This window comes from Kingella bonacorsii, assembly GCF_016623605.1.
Lineage (GTDB): Bacteria > Pseudomonadota > Gammaproteobacteria > Burkholderiales > Neisseriaceae > Kingella_B > Kingella_B oralis.
In genome coordinates this window covers 461,167-477,379 of sequence record NZ_JAEHNZ010000002.1, presented here as the reverse complement: position 1 = coordinate 477,379, position 16,213 = coordinate 461,167, and the positions used below count along the sequence as shown (strand labels likewise).

General features: G+C 54.4%; 15 protein-coding genes and 1 riboswitch. Of the genes, 11 read left to right on the top strand and 4 right to left on the bottom strand.

Going from position 1 to position 16,213, the window contains the following annotated elements; all coding sequences use genetic code 11:
• Nucleotides 1–8 precede the first annotated feature (8 nt).
• The 9 genes from JDW22_RS07390 (at nucleotide 9) to JDW22_RS07360 (ending at nucleotide 6,634) form a co-directional block, all read left to right on the top strand.
• Nucleotides 9–1,124, top strand: coding sequence for a glycosyltransferase family 2 protein (locus JDW22_RS07390; protein WP_003798328.1), 1,116 nt, complete (start codon nucleotides 9–11; stop codon nucleotides 1,122–1,124).
• A 252-nt stretch (nucleotides 1,125–1,376) separates the two neighbouring features.
• Entirely contained in the window at nucleotides 1,377–2,234 is an 858-nt protein-coding gene (locus tag JDW22_RS07385) for an EamA family transporter (protein WP_200522741.1), read from the top strand.
• 48 nt (nucleotides 2,235–2,282) lie between these two features.
• Nucleotides 2,283–2,414 (top strand): hypothetical protein, encoded by a 132-nt coding sequence (locus tag JDW22_RS13905; RefSeq protein ID WP_268884218.1) that lies wholly within the window; start codon nucleotides 2,283–2,285, stop codon nucleotides 2,412–2,414.
• Nucleotides 2,415–2,504: 90 nt separating this feature from the next.
• A complete protein-coding gene (locus JDW22_RS07380) occupies nucleotides 2,505–2,774 on the top strand; it encodes a GNAT family N-acetyltransferase (RefSeq protein ID WP_200522490.1) in 270 nt (89 codons plus the stop codon).
• A gap of 185 nt (nucleotides 2,775–2,959) precedes the next feature.
• Entirely contained in the window at nucleotides 2,960–3,757 is a 798-nt protein-coding gene (locus JDW22_RS07375) for an ABC transporter ATP-binding protein (protein ID WP_200522489.1), read from the top strand.
• 90 nt (nucleotides 3,758–3,847) lie between these two features.
• The gene (locus JDW22_RS13695) at nucleotides 3,848–4,378 is read left to right on the top strand and encodes an ABC transporter substrate-binding protein (RefSeq protein WP_235964970.1); all 531 of its coding nucleotides are present in this window, start codon (nucleotides 3,848–3,850) and stop codon (nucleotides 4,376–4,378) included.
• Entirely contained in the window at nucleotides 4,378–5,013 is a 636-nt protein-coding gene (locus JDW22_RS13690; protein WP_235965311.1) for an ABC transporter substrate-binding protein, read from the top strand. Before JDW22_RS13695 ends, JDW22_RS13690 begins: the two co-directional genes overlap by 1 nt.
• A 10-nt stretch (nucleotides 5,014–5,023) precedes the next feature.
• Nucleotides 5,024–5,773, top strand: coding sequence for an ABC transporter permease (locus tag JDW22_RS07365; RefSeq protein ID WP_200522488.1), 750 nt, complete (start codon nucleotides 5,024–5,026; stop codon nucleotides 5,771–5,773).
• Nucleotides 5,774–5,929: 156 nt separating this feature from the next.
• Nucleotides 5,930–6,634, top strand: a complete 705-nt coding sequence (locus JDW22_RS07360; protein ID WP_003798314.1) for a DUF4198 domain-containing protein — start codon at nucleotides 5,930–5,932, stop codon at nucleotides 6,632–6,634.
• 78 nt (nucleotides 6,635–6,712) lie between these two features.
• Here JDW22_RS07360 and JDW22_RS07355 read toward each other — a convergent pair whose 3' ends face one another.
• From JDW22_RS07355 to ileS, 3 genes are all read right to left on the bottom strand, one after another.
• The gene (locus tag JDW22_RS07355; RefSeq protein WP_200522487.1) at nucleotides 6,713–7,543 is read right to left on the bottom strand and encodes a 5'-nucleotidase, lipoprotein e(P4) family; all 831 of its coding nucleotides are present in this window, start codon (nucleotides 7,541–7,543) and stop codon (nucleotides 6,713–6,715) included.
• 173 nt (nucleotides 7,544–7,716) lie between these two features.
• The gene (locus JDW22_RS07350) at nucleotides 7,717–8,187 is read right to left on the bottom strand and encodes a Dps family protein (protein WP_200522486.1); all 471 of its coding nucleotides are present in this window, start codon (nucleotides 8,185–8,187) and stop codon (nucleotides 7,717–7,719) included.
• 275 nt (nucleotides 8,188–8,462) lie between these two features.
• The gene (gene ileS / locus JDW22_RS07345) at nucleotides 8,463–11,246 is read right to left on the bottom strand and encodes an isoleucine--tRNA ligase (RefSeq protein WP_200522485.1); all 2,784 of its coding nucleotides are present in this window, start codon (nucleotides 11,244–11,246) and stop codon (nucleotides 8,463–8,465) included.
• A gap of 247 nt (nucleotides 11,247–11,493) precedes the next feature.
• On the opposite strand from ileS, the gene JDW22_RS07340 reads away from it, so the two are divergent.
• Complete coding sequence (locus JDW22_RS07340; RefSeq protein WP_200522484.1) at nucleotides 11,494–11,910, top strand: MliC family protein; 417 nt, start codon at nucleotides 11,494–11,496, stop codon at nucleotides 11,908–11,910.
• 216 nt (nucleotides 11,911–12,126) lie between these two features.
• A riboswitch (TPP riboswitch) is annotated at nucleotides 12,127–12,219 on the top strand.
• A gap of 79 nt (nucleotides 12,220–12,298) precedes the next feature.
• The gene (locus JDW22_RS07335; RefSeq protein WP_040559141.1) at nucleotides 12,299–13,306 is read left to right on the top strand and encodes a thiamine ABC transporter substrate-binding protein; all 1,008 of its coding nucleotides are present in this window, start codon (nucleotides 12,299–12,301) and stop codon (nucleotides 13,304–13,306) included.
• A gap of 80 nt (nucleotides 13,307–13,386) precedes the next feature.
• On the opposite strand, the gene polA is transcribed toward JDW22_RS07335, so the two are convergent.
• The gene (gene polA / locus JDW22_RS07330) at nucleotides 13,387–16,164 is read right to left on the bottom strand and encodes a DNA polymerase I (RefSeq protein WP_200522483.1); all 2,778 of its coding nucleotides are present in this window, start codon (nucleotides 16,162–16,164) and stop codon (nucleotides 13,387–13,389) included.
• Nucleotides 16,165–16,213: the final 49 nt, after the last annotated feature.

The window sequence follows — 16,213 nt, the reverse complement described above, 5'->3', positions numbered from 1 at the left end:
GTAGCACCATGAATACAACTCTTTTCCCTCAACCCCAAGCCTTTGCTTCATTGCCCAATCTCAAAACCGACGGTTCGGTTGCCATTATCACGCGCACCAAAAACAGAGCGGTGCTGTTGGCACGCGCATTAAATAGCGTATTGGAGCAACGTTATCAAAATTGGCATTTGTATGTGGTCAATGATGGCGGCGATGTTGCCACAGTGGAGAAATTGCTGGACACCTATCGCGATTTATTCGGCGAACGATTAACGGTTATCCACAACCCGCAATCGCTGGGCATGGAAGCGGCTTCCAATTGCGCGTTTGAGCGGGCGAACGAGGAGTTTTTGGTTATCCATGATGACGACGATAGCTGGCATCCCGATTTTTTACAGGAAACGGTTGCCTTTTTGCAGAAAAACCGCGATGCGGTAGCGGTTTTGACCAACTGCGTGGTGATTCACGAGGAAATTAAACAAGACACCGTGCGCCAGCTTAATGTGTTGGAATGGGGCTTTTGGCGCGATCATGCTGATGCGGTTCGCTTAATTAAAGGCAATATTACGCCACCCATTTGTTTGTTGATTCGCATGAGTGCTGCCAAAACCATCGGCGGCTATAACGCAGCATTGCCTGTGTTGGGCGATTGGGATTACAACTTGCGCCTATTTCGCTTAGGCGAAATTAAAACGCTGAACAAAGAATTGGCGTATTACCACCATCGCATTTCCAGCAATGATGCTTATGGCAATTCGGTTATCGCGGGTGTAGATAAACATCAAGCCTATCAGGCAGCATACCGCAATGCGCTGGTGCGCCGCGCGTTGGCGGAAGACCCTGCCAATTATGGCTTGCTGCATTTGATTTTGCATGATGCGGAAAACAATAAAAACGAATTGTTGCGCGAAATTCAAGATTTGAAATATCGCTTGGACAACGTGGGCATCGGGCATCATGCGAACCGTGATGCAGAGCTGTTTGCCCGCGTGGATTATTTCTATCGCAAATGCTTGCCAATGCGTAATTTAGCAGCCAAATGGCGCGAGCGCATGCGGAAAATGCGGCGTGAATCCAAGGTGCTTCGTCCGCTGGCGCATCAAATACGCGACATGGTGCGTGTGTTGCGCGGCAAGCGTAAATAAACAGCAGTAGGCAGCCTGAAAAGCGGTTTTCAGGCTGCCTAAATCATTTGCGGTATCACACCGCTCAAACCCCGCTTTGTTCGCAGGAGTTCCCATGCCCGTTTTATCCGAAAAATTCTGCTTGGTCAGCCGCCGCGTGTGATGCAACGGCGAAATGTTGTTACTACCCGAAGATTGAACACCAGCGACAGCCTGAAACCGCCTATCTCGTTTTCAGGCTGCCTCAACCATCCCAACCATAACAGACCCAAAATGCCCGCCACCCGCACCCATCTCCCCGACCTGCTGCTCACCGCACTTGCCCCGCTGATTTGGGGCAGCACTTATCTGGTTACTACGCTGTTTTTGCCGCCCGAGCGTCCGTTTACGGCGGCGCTGTTGCGCGTGCTGCCTGCGGGGGTGCTGCTGCTGGCGGCGTATCGGCAGATGCCCGCGCGGCGCGATTGGGGCAGGATTGCGCTGCTGGGCGTGCTGAATATCGGGCTGTTTCAGGCGATGCTGTTTGTGGCAGCGTATCGGCTCACGGGCGGGCTGGCGGCAATTTTAACGTCCACGCAAACGCTGATGGTGCTGCTGCTCACTTGGCTGGTTGGCGGGCAGATGCCGCTGAAAGCGGCGTGGGCTTGGGCGGCGGCGGGCGTGGCGGGCATCGGGCTGCTGGTATTGTCGCCCACGGCGCGCTTGGACGGGCTGGGCGTGGCGGCGGCGTTGGCGGGTTCGGCGGCGATGGCGTTGGGCGTGTATTTGTCCAAGCATTGGCAGATTAAGCTGTCGGGCGCGGCGTTTACCGGCTGGCAGCTGGTGGCGGGCGGGCTGTTTTTGCTGCCGATAACGCTGTGGCGCGAGGGCGTGCCGCATCAGCTGACGGCAGCGAATGCGGGCGGCTATGCGTATTTGTGTCTGGTGGGGGCGGTGCTGGCATACGGGCTGTTTTTTCGCGGGCTGGCGCGACTGTCGCCTGCGGCGGTGTCGTCGCTGGGGCTGCTCAGCCCTGTGAGCGCATTTGTGTTGGGCTGGCTGTTTTTGGGGCAGGCTTTGGATGTGCGCTCGATGGTTGGGCTGGTGTTGGCGTTGGTGTCGATTGCGGGGATACAGCGGGCGATGCGTTGATGGGCAGCGCGGCGGTGCGTCAATTTGTTTCAGGCTGCCTTTTGTTGCTTGCGTATCAATGCCAAAGGCAGCCTGAAAGTTGATTTTTTGGGCAGAATAATCGGATTTCAGGCTGCCTATCCATGCAAACCGGCGCGCAAGGCAAACGCGAGCGCAGATGACGGCAGCCTGAAAACCTAAAACCGCGCTCCCTACGGCTTGCCCGCAAGCCGTGCCCTAGCCACACAAAAGGCAGCCTGAAACGCCGTCCCAACCCACCAAGGAGACCACATGCTGTTCACCACCGAAGCCAACCAAATCGTTTACCGCGAAGGCGGGCGCACGCTGGCGTTTATCCATTGGACAACATTAAACGCGCACACCATCACCGCCGACCACACCTTTGTGGACGAATCGCTGCGCGGGCAGGGCGTGGGCAAAAAGCTGCTGGACGCGCTGGCGGCGCACGCGGCGGCGCAGGGCTGGAAAATCCGCGCGGTGTGCCCGTTCGTGCAGGCATGGTTCGCGCGCAGCGGCGAATACGACGGCGTAAAGGCGTGAAAGTGCCGCGATGCCCCAAAGGCAGCCTGAAAACAAGCGAAGCGCGTTTCAGCGAAGCTAAAACAAGCGAAACGCGTTTCAGGCTGCCTTTCATATAAACCAACCGCATAAAGCAAAGTATCAAAAATCAAATCGGCAATGCCATTGCGTATCCTACGCCGCCACCCTTCTCTTAGGAACACGCCATGACACACGCATTAGAAATCGACCGCGTTTCGCTGGGCTATCCGCAAGGCGGCGCGGTCAAAATCGTTTTGCACGACTTTGACTTAGCGGTGCGCTCGGGCGAGCTGGTGAGCCTGCTGGGGGCAAGCGGCGTGGGCAAATCGTCGCTGCTGCGCGTGCTGGCGGGGTTGAAGCAGGCGCTGTCGGGGCAGGTGCGACTGTTTGGCGAGCCGTTTTCGCGCCCGCATCCGCGCGTGGGGCTGGTGTTCCAAAGCGCGGCGCTGCTGCCGTGGCTGAATGTGCGCGACAACCTGGCGTTCGGCTTGGATTTCAAACGCCAGCCGCTGCTGGGCGAAGCCGAGCGCAATCGGCGGGTGAACGATGCGCTGGAAGAAGTGGGCTTGGCGCACGCGGCGCAGAAATATCCGTCCGAGCTGTCGGGCGGCATGGCGCAGCGGGCGGCTTTGGCGCGGGCAGTGGCGCGCCAGCCGCAGGTGTTGCTGCTGGACGAGCCGTTTTCGGCGTTGGACGCGGTGATACGCGAGCAGATGCAGACGATGCTGCGCGAAATCGTGCGGCGGCACAACACGGCGGCGGTGATGGTTACCCACGACATCGACGAGGCACTGCTGGTGTCCGACCGCATCGTGCTAGTGGGCGCGGGCGGGCGCAAAGCGGGCGAATGGCAGCCTGAAACGCCGTTTCCGCGCCACGGGCGGCTGCACGATTTGAGCCGTTTGCGCGGCGAGATTATGCAATCGCTGTATCACGCGCAGCAGGATACGCAGCAGGCGGCAACGGTGGAATTTGTGATTTGAGGCAGCCTGAAAACGCCCTGTCCGTTTTCAGGCTGCCTCAACGCATAACCGCCCCATCCTATCCATCCGACAACAAAAAAGAACCCGATTATGTACACACGCCGCGATTTTATGAAATTGTCCGCCCTGTTCACCGCATCCGCCGCGCTGCCGCTGTTGCAAGCCTGCGGCAAAAACGCCGCCATGCGGCCCGACGCGCCACTTGCCATCGGCTATCTGCCTATTGTGGATGCCGCGCCGCTGCTGGTGGCGTACGGCAAAGGCCTGTTTGCACAGCACGACATCAAGGCGCAAAAGCCCGTGCTGTTTCGCTCATGGGCGGGGCTGGTGGAAGCGTTTTTGTCGGGGCAGGTGAACCTGATTCACGTGCTCTCGCCGATGAGCGTGTGGATGCGCTACGGCAGCCGTGCGCCCGTGCACGCGCTGATGTGGAACCACGTTTGCGGCTCGGCGCTCACGGTGCGCCCCGATGTAAACGCGCTGGCGGATTTGCAGGGGCAAACGGTGGCGATTCCGTTTTGGTATTCCATTCACAACATCATCGTGCAGCAGATGCTGCGGCAGGCGGGCTTGGCGGTAGTGGAAAAAACCCGCAGGCGGGGCAGGTGCGGCTCACCGTGATGCCTCCTTCCGACATGGTGGCGGCGTTGGCGGCCAAGCAAATCGGCGGATTCATCGTTGCCGAGCCGTTTAACGCGCTGGCGGAAGCCAAAGGCGTGGGCAAAATCCTGCGCTTTTCGGGCGACATCTGGCGCGACCACGCCTGCTGCCTGAGCATGATGCACGACCACGACATCCAATCGCGCCCCGAATGGGTGCAAAACGTGATTAACGCGCTGGTGGACGCGGCAGCGTTTGCCAAACACCGCCGCGCCGAAACGGCGGAGCTGCTGGCAAAGCAAGGCATCCGGCACTACACGCCGCACGATGCCAAAGTGCTGCGCGCCGTGTTGCAGCCCGAACCCATCGTGTGGCAGAAATACGAGCGCACGGGCGCCATCCGCCATGCCGATTGGCAACAGCGGCGGGTGGATTTCCAGCCGTTCCCGTTCCAGTCATACAGCGAATTGCTGGTTAAGCTGCTCAAAGAAACGCATCTGGCGGGCGTGAACACCTTTCTGAACGATGTGCAGCCTGAAAAAGCCGCCCGCGAGCTGTTTGACACCCGCTTTGTGGAACGCGCCTTGCAGCGCGACGGTTTGATGTCGTCGTTCGGCCTGCAATCGCTGCAACGGCAGAAAACATTCGCTTTATAGGACACACACCATGAAATACCGCACACCAATTTTGGGATTAACGGGCTTGCTCGCGCTGCTGGCGTTTTGGCAAATCGGCAGCCTGATTTTGGCGCAATCGATGCCGCTGGCCAACATGCTCACGCCCGCCGCCGCATTGGGCAGCTTGGCGCATCTGTTGCCCGAAGCCGCGCTGTGGGCGCACATCGGCGCAAGTTTGCAGCGCGTGGCGGTGGGCTTGATGGGCGCGTTGGCGGCGGGCATTCCCATCGGCTTTGCGCTCGGCTTGTCGCGCCGCGTCGAAGAGGCCGCCGGCCCCGCGTTTCAGTTTTCGCGCATGGTGTCGCCGCTGTCGTGGATGCCCGTGGCGGTGATGCTGTTTGGCATCGGCAACGCGCCGATTTATTTTTTGCTGGCGTTTGCCGCCGTGTGGCCGATTATCCTGAACACCGCCTCGGGCGTGCGCAACATCAACCCGCAATGGCTGGAACTCGGGCGCTCGCTCTCGGCAACACGCGCGGAGATGCTGTTCAAAATCATGCTGCCCGCCGTGCTGGGCGACATTCTCAACGGCTTGCGGCTGGCGATTGGCATTTCGTGGGTGGTGCTGGTGCCCTGCGAAATGCTCGGCGTAAACGAAGGCTTGGGCTATTTTATTTTGGACACGCGCAACAGGTTGGCGTATTCGGATCTGATGGCGGCGATTGTGCTCATCGGCATCATCGGCTGGCTGCTGGACAGCGCGGCGCGCCTGCTGGCGAAACAACGGCGCAAGGCATAGCACACCCAAAAGGCAGCCTGAAAATCCCATCACGGTTTTCAGGCTGCCTTTTTGCCGAAACAACGTTTGAGGCAGCCTGAAATCCGTTTCTTGCTATAATCCGCAAACCGAATAAACAATTAAACCCTTCCCCTCAACAACCTGCAAAGGAACAATATGAAAAAACTGGTTTTAACACTGGCGTTGGCGTTATCCGGCGCGGCAGGCGCACACGGCGTTTGGGTGGCGCAGCATTATGGCGAATACGGCATCGTGTACGGCATGGGCGCGTATGACGATGCGTATGCCGGCAAGAAAGTGCGCGCGGTAAACGGTTTGGACGAAAACCTGAAACCCACGCCCGTGCAAACGCGCGGCCATATGCAGCACACCTTTGTCGAGCCGCAAAAAGCGGCGGTGGTAACCGTGGTGTTTGACAACGATTTGTGGCGCAAAACGCCCGAGGGCAAATGGAAAGAGCTCAAAGCAGGCGAAAACGCGCCCGCCGACGAAGTTTCGCGCTCGCTCAAATACAACATCAGCATTTTGAAACCCTATCAGGGCAAATTGCAGCCGTTTGCCGATTTGCCCGTGCAAATCATCCCCGACCAAGACCCCTCGCAGCTCAAACAAGGCGAAGCGTTCACCGTAACCGTATACAACCAAGGCCGCCCCGCCGCCAATGCGGAAGTTACCGCTGATTATGTGAACGATATGCCCAACCGCGTGAAAACCGACGCGCAAGGACGCGCCACGCTGCACGTTCGCAACGCAGGTGTGAACGTGGTCGGTGCGATGCTGTCCGCCAACATGCCGCAAGATAAAGTGGCAACGCTGCACCGCGTGGTGTCAACGCTGTCGTTTACCTCGTCTAAAAAGTGATTTGAGATAAAAAGGCAGCCTGAAAACCGTTTTGGTGGTTTTCAGGCTGCCTTTTTATCATTGAATAACGCTTCCGGTTTATTTGCCGTCCCACGCTTTAATCGCATTCAGGCGGATGTTCACGCGGTCTTGCGGCGTGCCTTTAAAGTAGTCTTTCGCCAAGCCGCCTTCCCAATCACCATAGTTCGGATTGGGCAACACGATGAATTTTTTGCCAAACGCTTGGCTGTTTTCTTTTACGAATTGACGGCGTTCGGCGTTGGGTTTGTGGTAAGTGGCATCGCCAAAATCGTTCAAGTTGTCGCCAATATACAGCACGATGTCGTAGCCTTGTTTTTCAATTTCGGCAAAGCGGATGGATTTGCTTGATTTGTCTTTTTTCAACAGTAAGGTTTGGTCGGTTACGCCGTTGAAGCCGAGTTTTTTCAAATCGGCAACAGTGGCGACTTTTTCGCCGTCATCTTTGCGGTTGGACACATAAAACATCGTGCCGCCGTGCGTGTTTACATAATTGTTGAATTCCACCGCACCAGGCACCGCTTGGGTTTGGCGGGCGTTCACCCAGCGCGTCCAGTCTTTGCCGTCAAACGCTTTGCCGTGCTGCACTTGCCAGCCTGCGTAGGCACTGTTGTCCACCATGGTTTCGTCTAAATCCACCACCACGGCTTTTTTCTTGCCTTTGGCTGCGCTGGCGTTATCAAAAGCCACTTTTGCCGTGTTAAACGCTTGATACGCCAAGGCTTGATATTCGCCCGATTGCTGCATCCAGTTAATGCCCATCACCGCTTGTTGCTGCAACTGGGCATTGGCTTGGGCTTGCTCATCGCCAGATGGCGCGTGTTGCGTGGCGCAGCCTGTTAGGGCAAGCATCAAGCTGAATGCGAGGGCGGAAAGTTTGGTTGTTCTCATTTGGTTTCTCCTTGTGTTATGAAATGTTAAGGAATTATAGCGCAAGGAAAAGGGAAACAAAATAGCCAAATGGGAAAAGCCGTCTGAATAGCGTTGCAGACGGCTTGAATTGGGCTTTCAGGCTGCCTCTATGCTTTGAGGCAGCCTGAAAACGGTTTATGGTTTATCTAAAATCAGTTTTCCAACAGCGAGCGCAGCATCCAAGCGTTTTTCTCGTGGGTTTGCATGCGGGTGGTGAGCAGGTCGGCGGTGGGTTCGTCGTTGGCTTCGTCCACAGCGGGGAATAGGGCGCGGCAGGTGCGCACCACGGCTTCCTGTCCTTCCACCAATTCGCGAATCATCGCCTGCGCGTCGTTGCGGCTGTCGCCATCGGGGATGGAAGCGAGTTTGGCAAATTCGCCGTATGAACCGGGGGCAAGCTCGCCCAGCGCGCGGATGCGCTCGGCTACTTCGTCCACCGCCAGCGCCAGCTCGGTGTACTGTTGTTCAAACATGGTGTGCAGGCTGTGGAACATCGGGCCGCGCACGTTCCAATGGTAATTGTGAGTTTTCAGATAAAGGGTGTAGGTATCCGCCAGCACTTTGGACAAGCCTTGGGCGATGGTTTGGCGTTGTTGTTCGGTCATGCCGATGTTGATGCTCATGGTGTTTCCTTTCAAATGAGAACGCTGGACATCCAGCGGGGTTTATAATAGCGTTAAACAATAAATTTTTGCAAGTTTAATTTGTTTTTTATATTTTAAATGCGTTGAGGCAGCCTGAAAATCGGTTTCAGGCTGCCTCAATGCGCTTGTTGTCTCAACAATTATGTGAATGCAATCATACGGTTAAAAATCTGTTATCGCTTCTGTGAAATAGGCAGCCTGAAACAAAGTTCAGCGTAACCAAACCCACTTTCAGGCTGCCTCAACCCTACGCATCAAACGTGCGCGCGGCTTTCTCCTTTGCCGTCCACATTGTCCGCGCAGCGGGCGCACACGGTTTCATGCCCAGCCACCGTGCCCACGGTTGCCACATAATGCCAGCAGCGTTCGCATTTGGGCGCGGCAGATGCGCGCACTTGGGCGGCGAGTGCATCGCCCTGTTGCAGCGTGATTTTGGAAACCAGCATGGCAAATTTCAACTCATCGCCCAGCGTTTTCAGGCTGCCTAACACAGGCTCGGGCGCGGTCAACACCACTTCCGCTTGCAGCGATGAGCCGACGGCTTTATTGGCACGCAAAGGCTCAATCGCCGCGTTCACCACGGCGCGGGCTTCGCGGATATGCTTCCATTTTTCCACCAGCGCGGCTTCGCTGGCGGGGTTCATCGGCGGGAAGTCGTGCCAAGTGTGATACAGCACGCTGTCTTCCTCACCGCCACCGATGATGTCCCACGCCTCCTCGGCGGTGAAACACAAAATCGGCGACATCAGCAACACCAAGCTGCGCGCGATGTGATACAGCGCGGTTTGCGCCGAGCGGCGGGCGTGGCTGTTGGTTTTGGTGGTATAGAGGCGGTCTTTCAGAATATCCAAATAGAACGCGCCCAAGTCTTCCGAGCAAAACTGCACCAGCTCTTGCACGGCAAAGTGGAAGGCGTAGCGCGGATAATGCTCGCCCGCTAGTTTCTCTTGCAACTGCCGCGCCAGCACCAGCGCATAGCGGTCAATTTCCACCATATCGGCTTGCGGCACAGCGTCTTCAATCGGGTTGAAATCGCTCAAATTGGCAAACAAGAACGCCAGCGTGTTGCGGATGCGACGGTAGCTTTCGGTAACGCGCTTCAAGATTTCTTTGGAAATCGCCAAATCGCCCGAATAATCGGTTGCCGCTGCCCACAAGCGCAGAATATCCGCGCCGAACTCGTTGTACACCTCTTGCGGCGCAACCACATTGCCGATGGATTTGGACATCTTGCGCCCGTTTTGATCCACCACGAAGCCATGCGTCAAAAGCTGTTTGTACGGCGCGCGCCCGAACGCGGCGCAGCCTGTGAGCATGGACGATTGGAACCAGCCGCGATGTTGGTCGCTGCCTTCCAAATACAAATCGGCAGGCCAAGCCAATTCTTCGCGCTGTTTCAACACGGAATAATGCGTGCTGCCCGAATCAAACCAAACGTCCATGGTGTCGGGCAGTTTGTCGTATTGCGCGCAGTCTTCGGGCGGCAGAATGTCGGCTTTGTCCAATTCAAACCATGCGTTGATGCCTTTTTCTTCAATTTTTTGGGCGACTTTTTCCAACAATTCGGCAGAATCGGGGTGCAGTTGCCCTGTTTCTTTGTGGGCAAAAAACGCCATCGGCGTGCCCCAGAAGCGTTGGCGCGACACCACCCAATCGGGGCGTTGTTCAATCATCGCTTGCAGGCGGGCGCGTCCCCATGCGGGGAAAAATTCGGTATTGTCCACCGCTTTGAGCGCGGCGTTGCGCAGGGTGTTGCCTTCGGTGCCTGCTTTATCCATGCCGATAAACCATTGCGGCGTGGCGCGGTAAATCAGCGGGGTTTTGTGCCGCCAACAATGGGCGTAGCTGTGTTCAATTTTGCTGCTGGCGAGCAAGCGTCCTTTTTCTTCCAGCCATTCCAAAATCAGCGGATTGGCTTCCCAAACAGTTTTGCCTGCCACGCGCGGCACGCTGTTAACAAACCGCCCCGAGCCGTCAATAGGGTTGATGAGCTGGATGTCGTATTGCTTGCAGACAAAATAGTCTTCCATACCATGCGCGGGCGCGGTGTGCACCAAGCCGGTACCCGCATCGGTGGTAACGTGACTGCCGTTTAAAATGGGGATGTCGCGCTCCAAAAACGGGTGGCGGCAAAGCAGGTTTTCCAAAGCTGCGCCTGTGGTTTCCGCCAGCACGGGGCAGCCTGAAAAACCGTAGCGCGCCAATGCGTCTTCCGCCAAATCTTTTGCCAGCACCAATTTGCCTTTGGGCGTGTCAATCAGCTGATAAACGATGTCTGCGCCTGCGGAAATGGCTTGGCTGGCGGGCAGTGTCCACGGCGTAGTCGTCCAAATCACGGCAAAGGCTTCGCCTGCGATTTCAGGCTGCCCAAACGCTTGGGCAAGCGCGGCGGTGTCTTGAAAGGGATATACCACGTCAATAGCGGGCGAGACTTTGTCTTTGTATTCCACTTCGGCTTCAGCAAGCGACGAGCCGCAATCCAAGCAGAACTGCACGGGTTTTTCGCCGCGGAACAAATAGCCGGCGGAATAAATCTCGCCAATCATGCGCACGGTGTCGGCTTCAGTTTTGTAGTCCATCGTGCGATAGGGGTTTTCCCAATCGCCCAGCACGCCCAAACGGATAAAGTCTTTTTTCTGGCGGGCGATTTGCTCGGAAGCATATTCGCGGCACAGCTCGCGGAAACGGCTGGCGGGCATGTCTTTGCCGTGCAGTTTTTCCACCATCACTTCAATCGGCAGCCCGTGGCAATCCCAACCGGGCACATAAGGCGCGTCAAAGCCCGCCAGCGTTTTGCTGCGGATGATGATGTCTTTTAAAATTTTATTGACCGCATGTCCGATGTGGATGTCACCATTGGCATAAGGCGGGCCGTCGTGCAGAATGAATTTGGGGCGGCCTTTGGCAATTTGGCGCAGTTTTTGATAGCGCTTTTCGTCTTGCCATTGTTTTACCCAAGCAGGTTCGCGTTTGGCAAGGTTGCCGCGCATGGGAAACGGAGATTCGTAAAGATTAACGGTTTTGGAGTAATCGGTCATGGTGTGGGCTCTGTAATCGTAAAAATAAAGAAAGAGGAAAAGGGGTTTTCAGGCTGCCTGAAATCGGCTTGGGTAGGGAAAAACAGCCATTCTACAAGCCTTTATCCTTTGTGAAAAGCAATGCGGTGGCGCGGGCGGCGTTTCGCTGCTGTGTAAACGCGGGTTAATGCTCATTACCAAACGCTGCATTTGCAGGTAAGATGCGCGCCGTTGCCATTTGGCAATATTCAACCAATGGAGATTTACCATGAATATCAAACACGTTTCCTTGATTGCGGTTTCTGCACTGGCTTTGGCAGCTTGCGCGGGCAGCGAAAACCCTTCGGCAAACAACGACCCACGCGATAGCGCAATGGGCAATATGTCTATGCAACAACAGCAAGCGATGAAGCCCCAAGTAGGTGGCACCAAACGCTTTGAATGCGACAACGGCATAACCGCCACCGTGAAATACGGCAGCGGCGCAATCAATCTTGCCGTGGACACCATGGGCAAATCGGCTGTGTTGAACCAAGCGATGTCGGCATCAGGCGTGCGCTATGCGTCTAACAGCGCGTTCTATGGCAACCCTGCCGAGTGGCACGAAAAAGCAGGACGCGAAGCCTATTTTGAATTTAGCGGCTCGGACGGCAGCGTTGTGAACACCAACTGCATGGCAAAATAATCCGATATTTGAATAGTCAATCAGACCGATTTCAGCATGGTTGTTGAAATCGGTTTTCGTATTTGAAGGCAGCCTGAAACAGCAAATCTGGCTTCGCCATGCTGTCTGCTTAACAATTCTTAACTGGATAGAAAGATTATGCTAGAATGTGCCCGTTGTTCTCGCTTAATCAAAAACGCGCTGAACAATGATTTTCAGGCTGCCTCACAGCCTAAACACAATTAGTCGGGGTGCTGCGCAAGCGGCTGAGAAAACACCCGTGAACCTGACACAGGTAATACTGGCGTAGGAAACTAATCAAAACAACTGTTTATGTTGATTTATGAAACCCGCCGCCATTTGCCGTGTTGTGCAAATGGCGTTTTTTATTTTTAACAGGAGAATACTCATGAAATTTGTTCATTTTAGCGTGCTTACTTTGTCGCTCGCTTTAAGCCACGCCGCTTGGGCGCAAACAGAAGTACGGTTGGCCGTGAGCGATTCATTTGATTTGCCCAAACCCGTGATTGCACAATTTGAGCAGCAAAACGATGCCAAAGTTTCCATTGTGAAACTGGGCAGTGGCAATGAAATGCTGAACCGATTGATTTTAAGTAAAAAATCACCGTTAGCCGATGCGGTATTCGGGCTGGATAACAATTCGTCCGCCAAAGCGCACGCGGCAGGCATTTTGACAGCGAAACAACCGCAAAGCAAAGCAACATCGGTTTCTTTATCACACGCATTAGCGGTGGATTTTAGTTTTGTAACGTTAAACTATGACAAACAGTGGTTTGCCAAAAACAACCTGCCTTTGCCTAAAACACTGGATGATTTGGCACAGCCCAAATACAAAGACTTGGTTGCCGTTCCCAACCCGGCCACATCCACCCCAGGTTTGGCATTTTTGTTAGCCAATATCAGCGGTTTAGGCGAAAAAAATGCGTTTAAATGGTGGGGACAAATGCGGCAAAATGGCGTGAAAATCACCAAAGGCTGGTCGCAAGCGTATTACACCGAATTCACACTCAACGGCGGTTCACGCCCGATTATCGTGGGCTATGCCACCAGCCCTGCGGCAGAAGTGTTTTACAGCGAAGGCAAGCTCAAATCGCCCAATATGGGCAACTTGTTCTTGCACGGCGGCAGCTATTTGCAGGTTGAAGGCGCGGCAGTGTTAAACCAAGCCAAGCAGCCTGAAATGGCGGCGAAGCTGGTGCAATATTTGCAAAGCCCTGCGGTGCAAGATTCGCTGATGACTTCCATGTGGGTTTATCCTGCGGTAAAAGGAACGAAAGCGCATCCGATTGCAACCCACGCTTCTACGCCCAAAGATGCCAAGTTGCTGCCCGCGGCGCAAGTAAACAGCAAACAAAAAGATTGGGTGGCGCAATGGACGCGCGTGGTGCTCAAATGATTTGAGGCAGCCTGAAAACAAAAAGGTATCCGTTTGGGATACCTTTTTTGCTGCGCGGCTAGGGCGTATCGGCATGCCGTTTAATGCGCGTCGTCCCAATTTTTGCCGATGCCCACTTCGGCAACCAGCGGCACATCCAGCACACCTTTGCCCACGCTTGCCATCAGCGCAGGGATATTTTGCACAATCCGTTCTTGTTCGCTTTTGGGCACTTCCAACACCAATTCATCGTGCACTTGCATGGTCAAACGCGTTTTCAGGCTGCCTAAACGCAAGAAATTATCCACCGCAATCATGGCGCGTTTGATTAAATCGGAAGCCGTGCCTTGCATTGGCGCATTGATGGCGGCGCGTTCTGCACCTGCGCGTGCCTGCGCATTTTTGGCATGAATATCAGGCAGATACAACCGCCGCCCAAACAGCGTTTCCACATAGCCCAAATCCGCTGCTTGATCTTTGGTGCGCTGCATATAATCCGCCACGCCCGTATAACGCGCAAAATAGCGTTTAATAAACATATCGGCAGAGGCATTATCAATTCCCAACGATTTCGCCAAACCATAGCTGCTCATGCCGTAGATCAAGCCAAAGTTAATCGTTTTGGCATAACGCCGTTGCTCGGGCGTAATGTTTTCAGGCTGCATCCCAAACACTTCGGCGGCGGTGCGGCGGTGTACATCTTCTCCATTTTTAAACGCTTCAATCAACGTGGTATCGCCGCTTAAATGCGCCATGATGCGCAACTCAATTTGTGAATAGTCGGCAGACACAATCACGCTATTCTCGGGCGCAATAAACGCTCGGCGCACGCGTCGCCCCTCGCTGGTGCGGATGGGAATATTTTGCAGATTAGGATTATTGCTTGCCAGCCGCCCCGTAATCGCCACCGCTTGTGCGTAATTGGTGTGAACGCGCTGGGTGGTGGGGTTAATCATTTCTGGCAGCTTATCGGTGTAGGTGGATTTGAGTTTCGCTAAACTGCGGTTTTGTAAGATGATTTTTGGCAAAGGATAATCCATCGCCAGCTGTTCCAACACCGCTTCGTTGGTGGATATGCCGCCCGTGCTGGTTTTTTTCAGCCCTTTGGTGGGAATGCCTAATTTGGTAAACAAGATTTCTTGCAACTGCTTGGGCGAGTTCAAATTAAACGGCTGCCCTGCTAAATCATAGGCTTGCTGTTCCAATTTCAACAATTCTGCGCCCAATTCCGCGCTTTGCTGCGCCAACTCTGCGCGGTCAATCAATACCCCATTGCGTTCCATGTGAAACAATACCTGCGCCACAGGCAATTCCATCTCTTCATACATTTTGCGCTGCTCACCGCTCATCTGCGCTTTTAAATGCGCTTCAATGCGCAAGGCAAAATCCGCATCTTGGCAAGCGTATTCCGTGGCTTGTTCCACGGCAACATCGGCAAACGAAATTTGCTTCGCGCCTTTGCCGCACAGGCTTTCATAAGTAATCGTTTCCAAGCCCAACCAACGCTGCGCCAATTCATCCAAACCATGCCCCAAGTGGCTTTCCAGCACATACGACGCCAGCATCGCATCGCCCGCAATGCCTTGCAACTGAATGCTATGATTGGCAAAAACGTGTTGGTCGTATTTCAAATTTTGCCCAATTTTGCGCAGCGTTTTGCTTTCCAAATACGGTTTCAGGCTGACTGAAAGCGTTTCCCAGCTTAATTGCTGCTCGGCAAAGGTATGGTTAATGGGAATATACACCGCATCGCCCGCCGTAAAAGCCATGCTGATGCCCACTAACTGTGCACGCATGGGGTCTAGCGACGTGGTTTCTGTATCCAAGCCGATTTGCTGTGCCGCGGCTAATTTTTTTAGCAATTCATCCAACTGCGTTTGGGTAGTGATGGCTTGATAATTCAGTTTTTCAGGTTTAGGCGCGAGGGTAATTTCAGGCTGCCTCTGCGCTTTAAACGCGGCTTGCGTGCCTATATCATCCGCGGCAAACAAATCATCGCTTGCTTGGCTAGATAATTGATTTTCCGCTTCTTTTAACCATGTTTTAAAACCCAGTTCACGAAAATGCACCGCCAATTGCGCCCACTTTGGCGCGCTGCGCCGCAAATCATCCATACCATTCGGCAGCTCGCTAGATAAATCCACATCGGTTTTAATCGTTACCAATTCATACGACAGCGGCAGCTGCGGCAAAGCGGCGCGCAAGTTTTCGCCAATTTTTCCTTTAAATTCATTGGCTCGCTGCATGATATTGTCCAGCGAACCAAACTCTGCCAGCCATTTTGCCGCTGTTTTTTCGCCGCATTTTTCCACCCCCGGCACGTTATCCACCTTATCGCCCATCAACGCAAGAAAATCACGGATTTGGTTGGGATGCACGCCAAATTTATTGAACACGCCCGTTTCATCCAGCGTTTCGTTTTTCATGGTATTGACCAGCGTGATGCGTTCACTCACAAGCTGCGCCATATCTTTATCGCCTGTGGATATAATCACCTTCATATCCGCATTTTCAGCCTGCTTTGCCAGCGTGCCAATCACATCATCCGCCTCTACATTATTGATTTTTAATACTTTCCAACCCATCAATTCCACCAAATCAGGCAGCATATCGGCTTGCGGGCGCAAATCATCAGGCATAGGTGGGCGCGTGGCTTTGTAGTCAGGAGACAGCGTGTGGCGAAAATTTTTGCCTTTGGCATCAAACACGCAAGCGCAATAATCATGCGGTGTTTCCGAGCGCAAGCGGCGCAGCATATTCAATACGCCGTAAACCGCGTTGGTTGGCGTGCCATCAGGCGCAGAAAGATGAGTCATGGCGTAAAACGCGCGATAAAGATAGGACGAGCCGTCCACCAAGAGTAAGGTTTTTGTGGTCATTTTAATATTCAACATCAATAAAAAAGCTGCCTAAAACCATTCTAGGCAG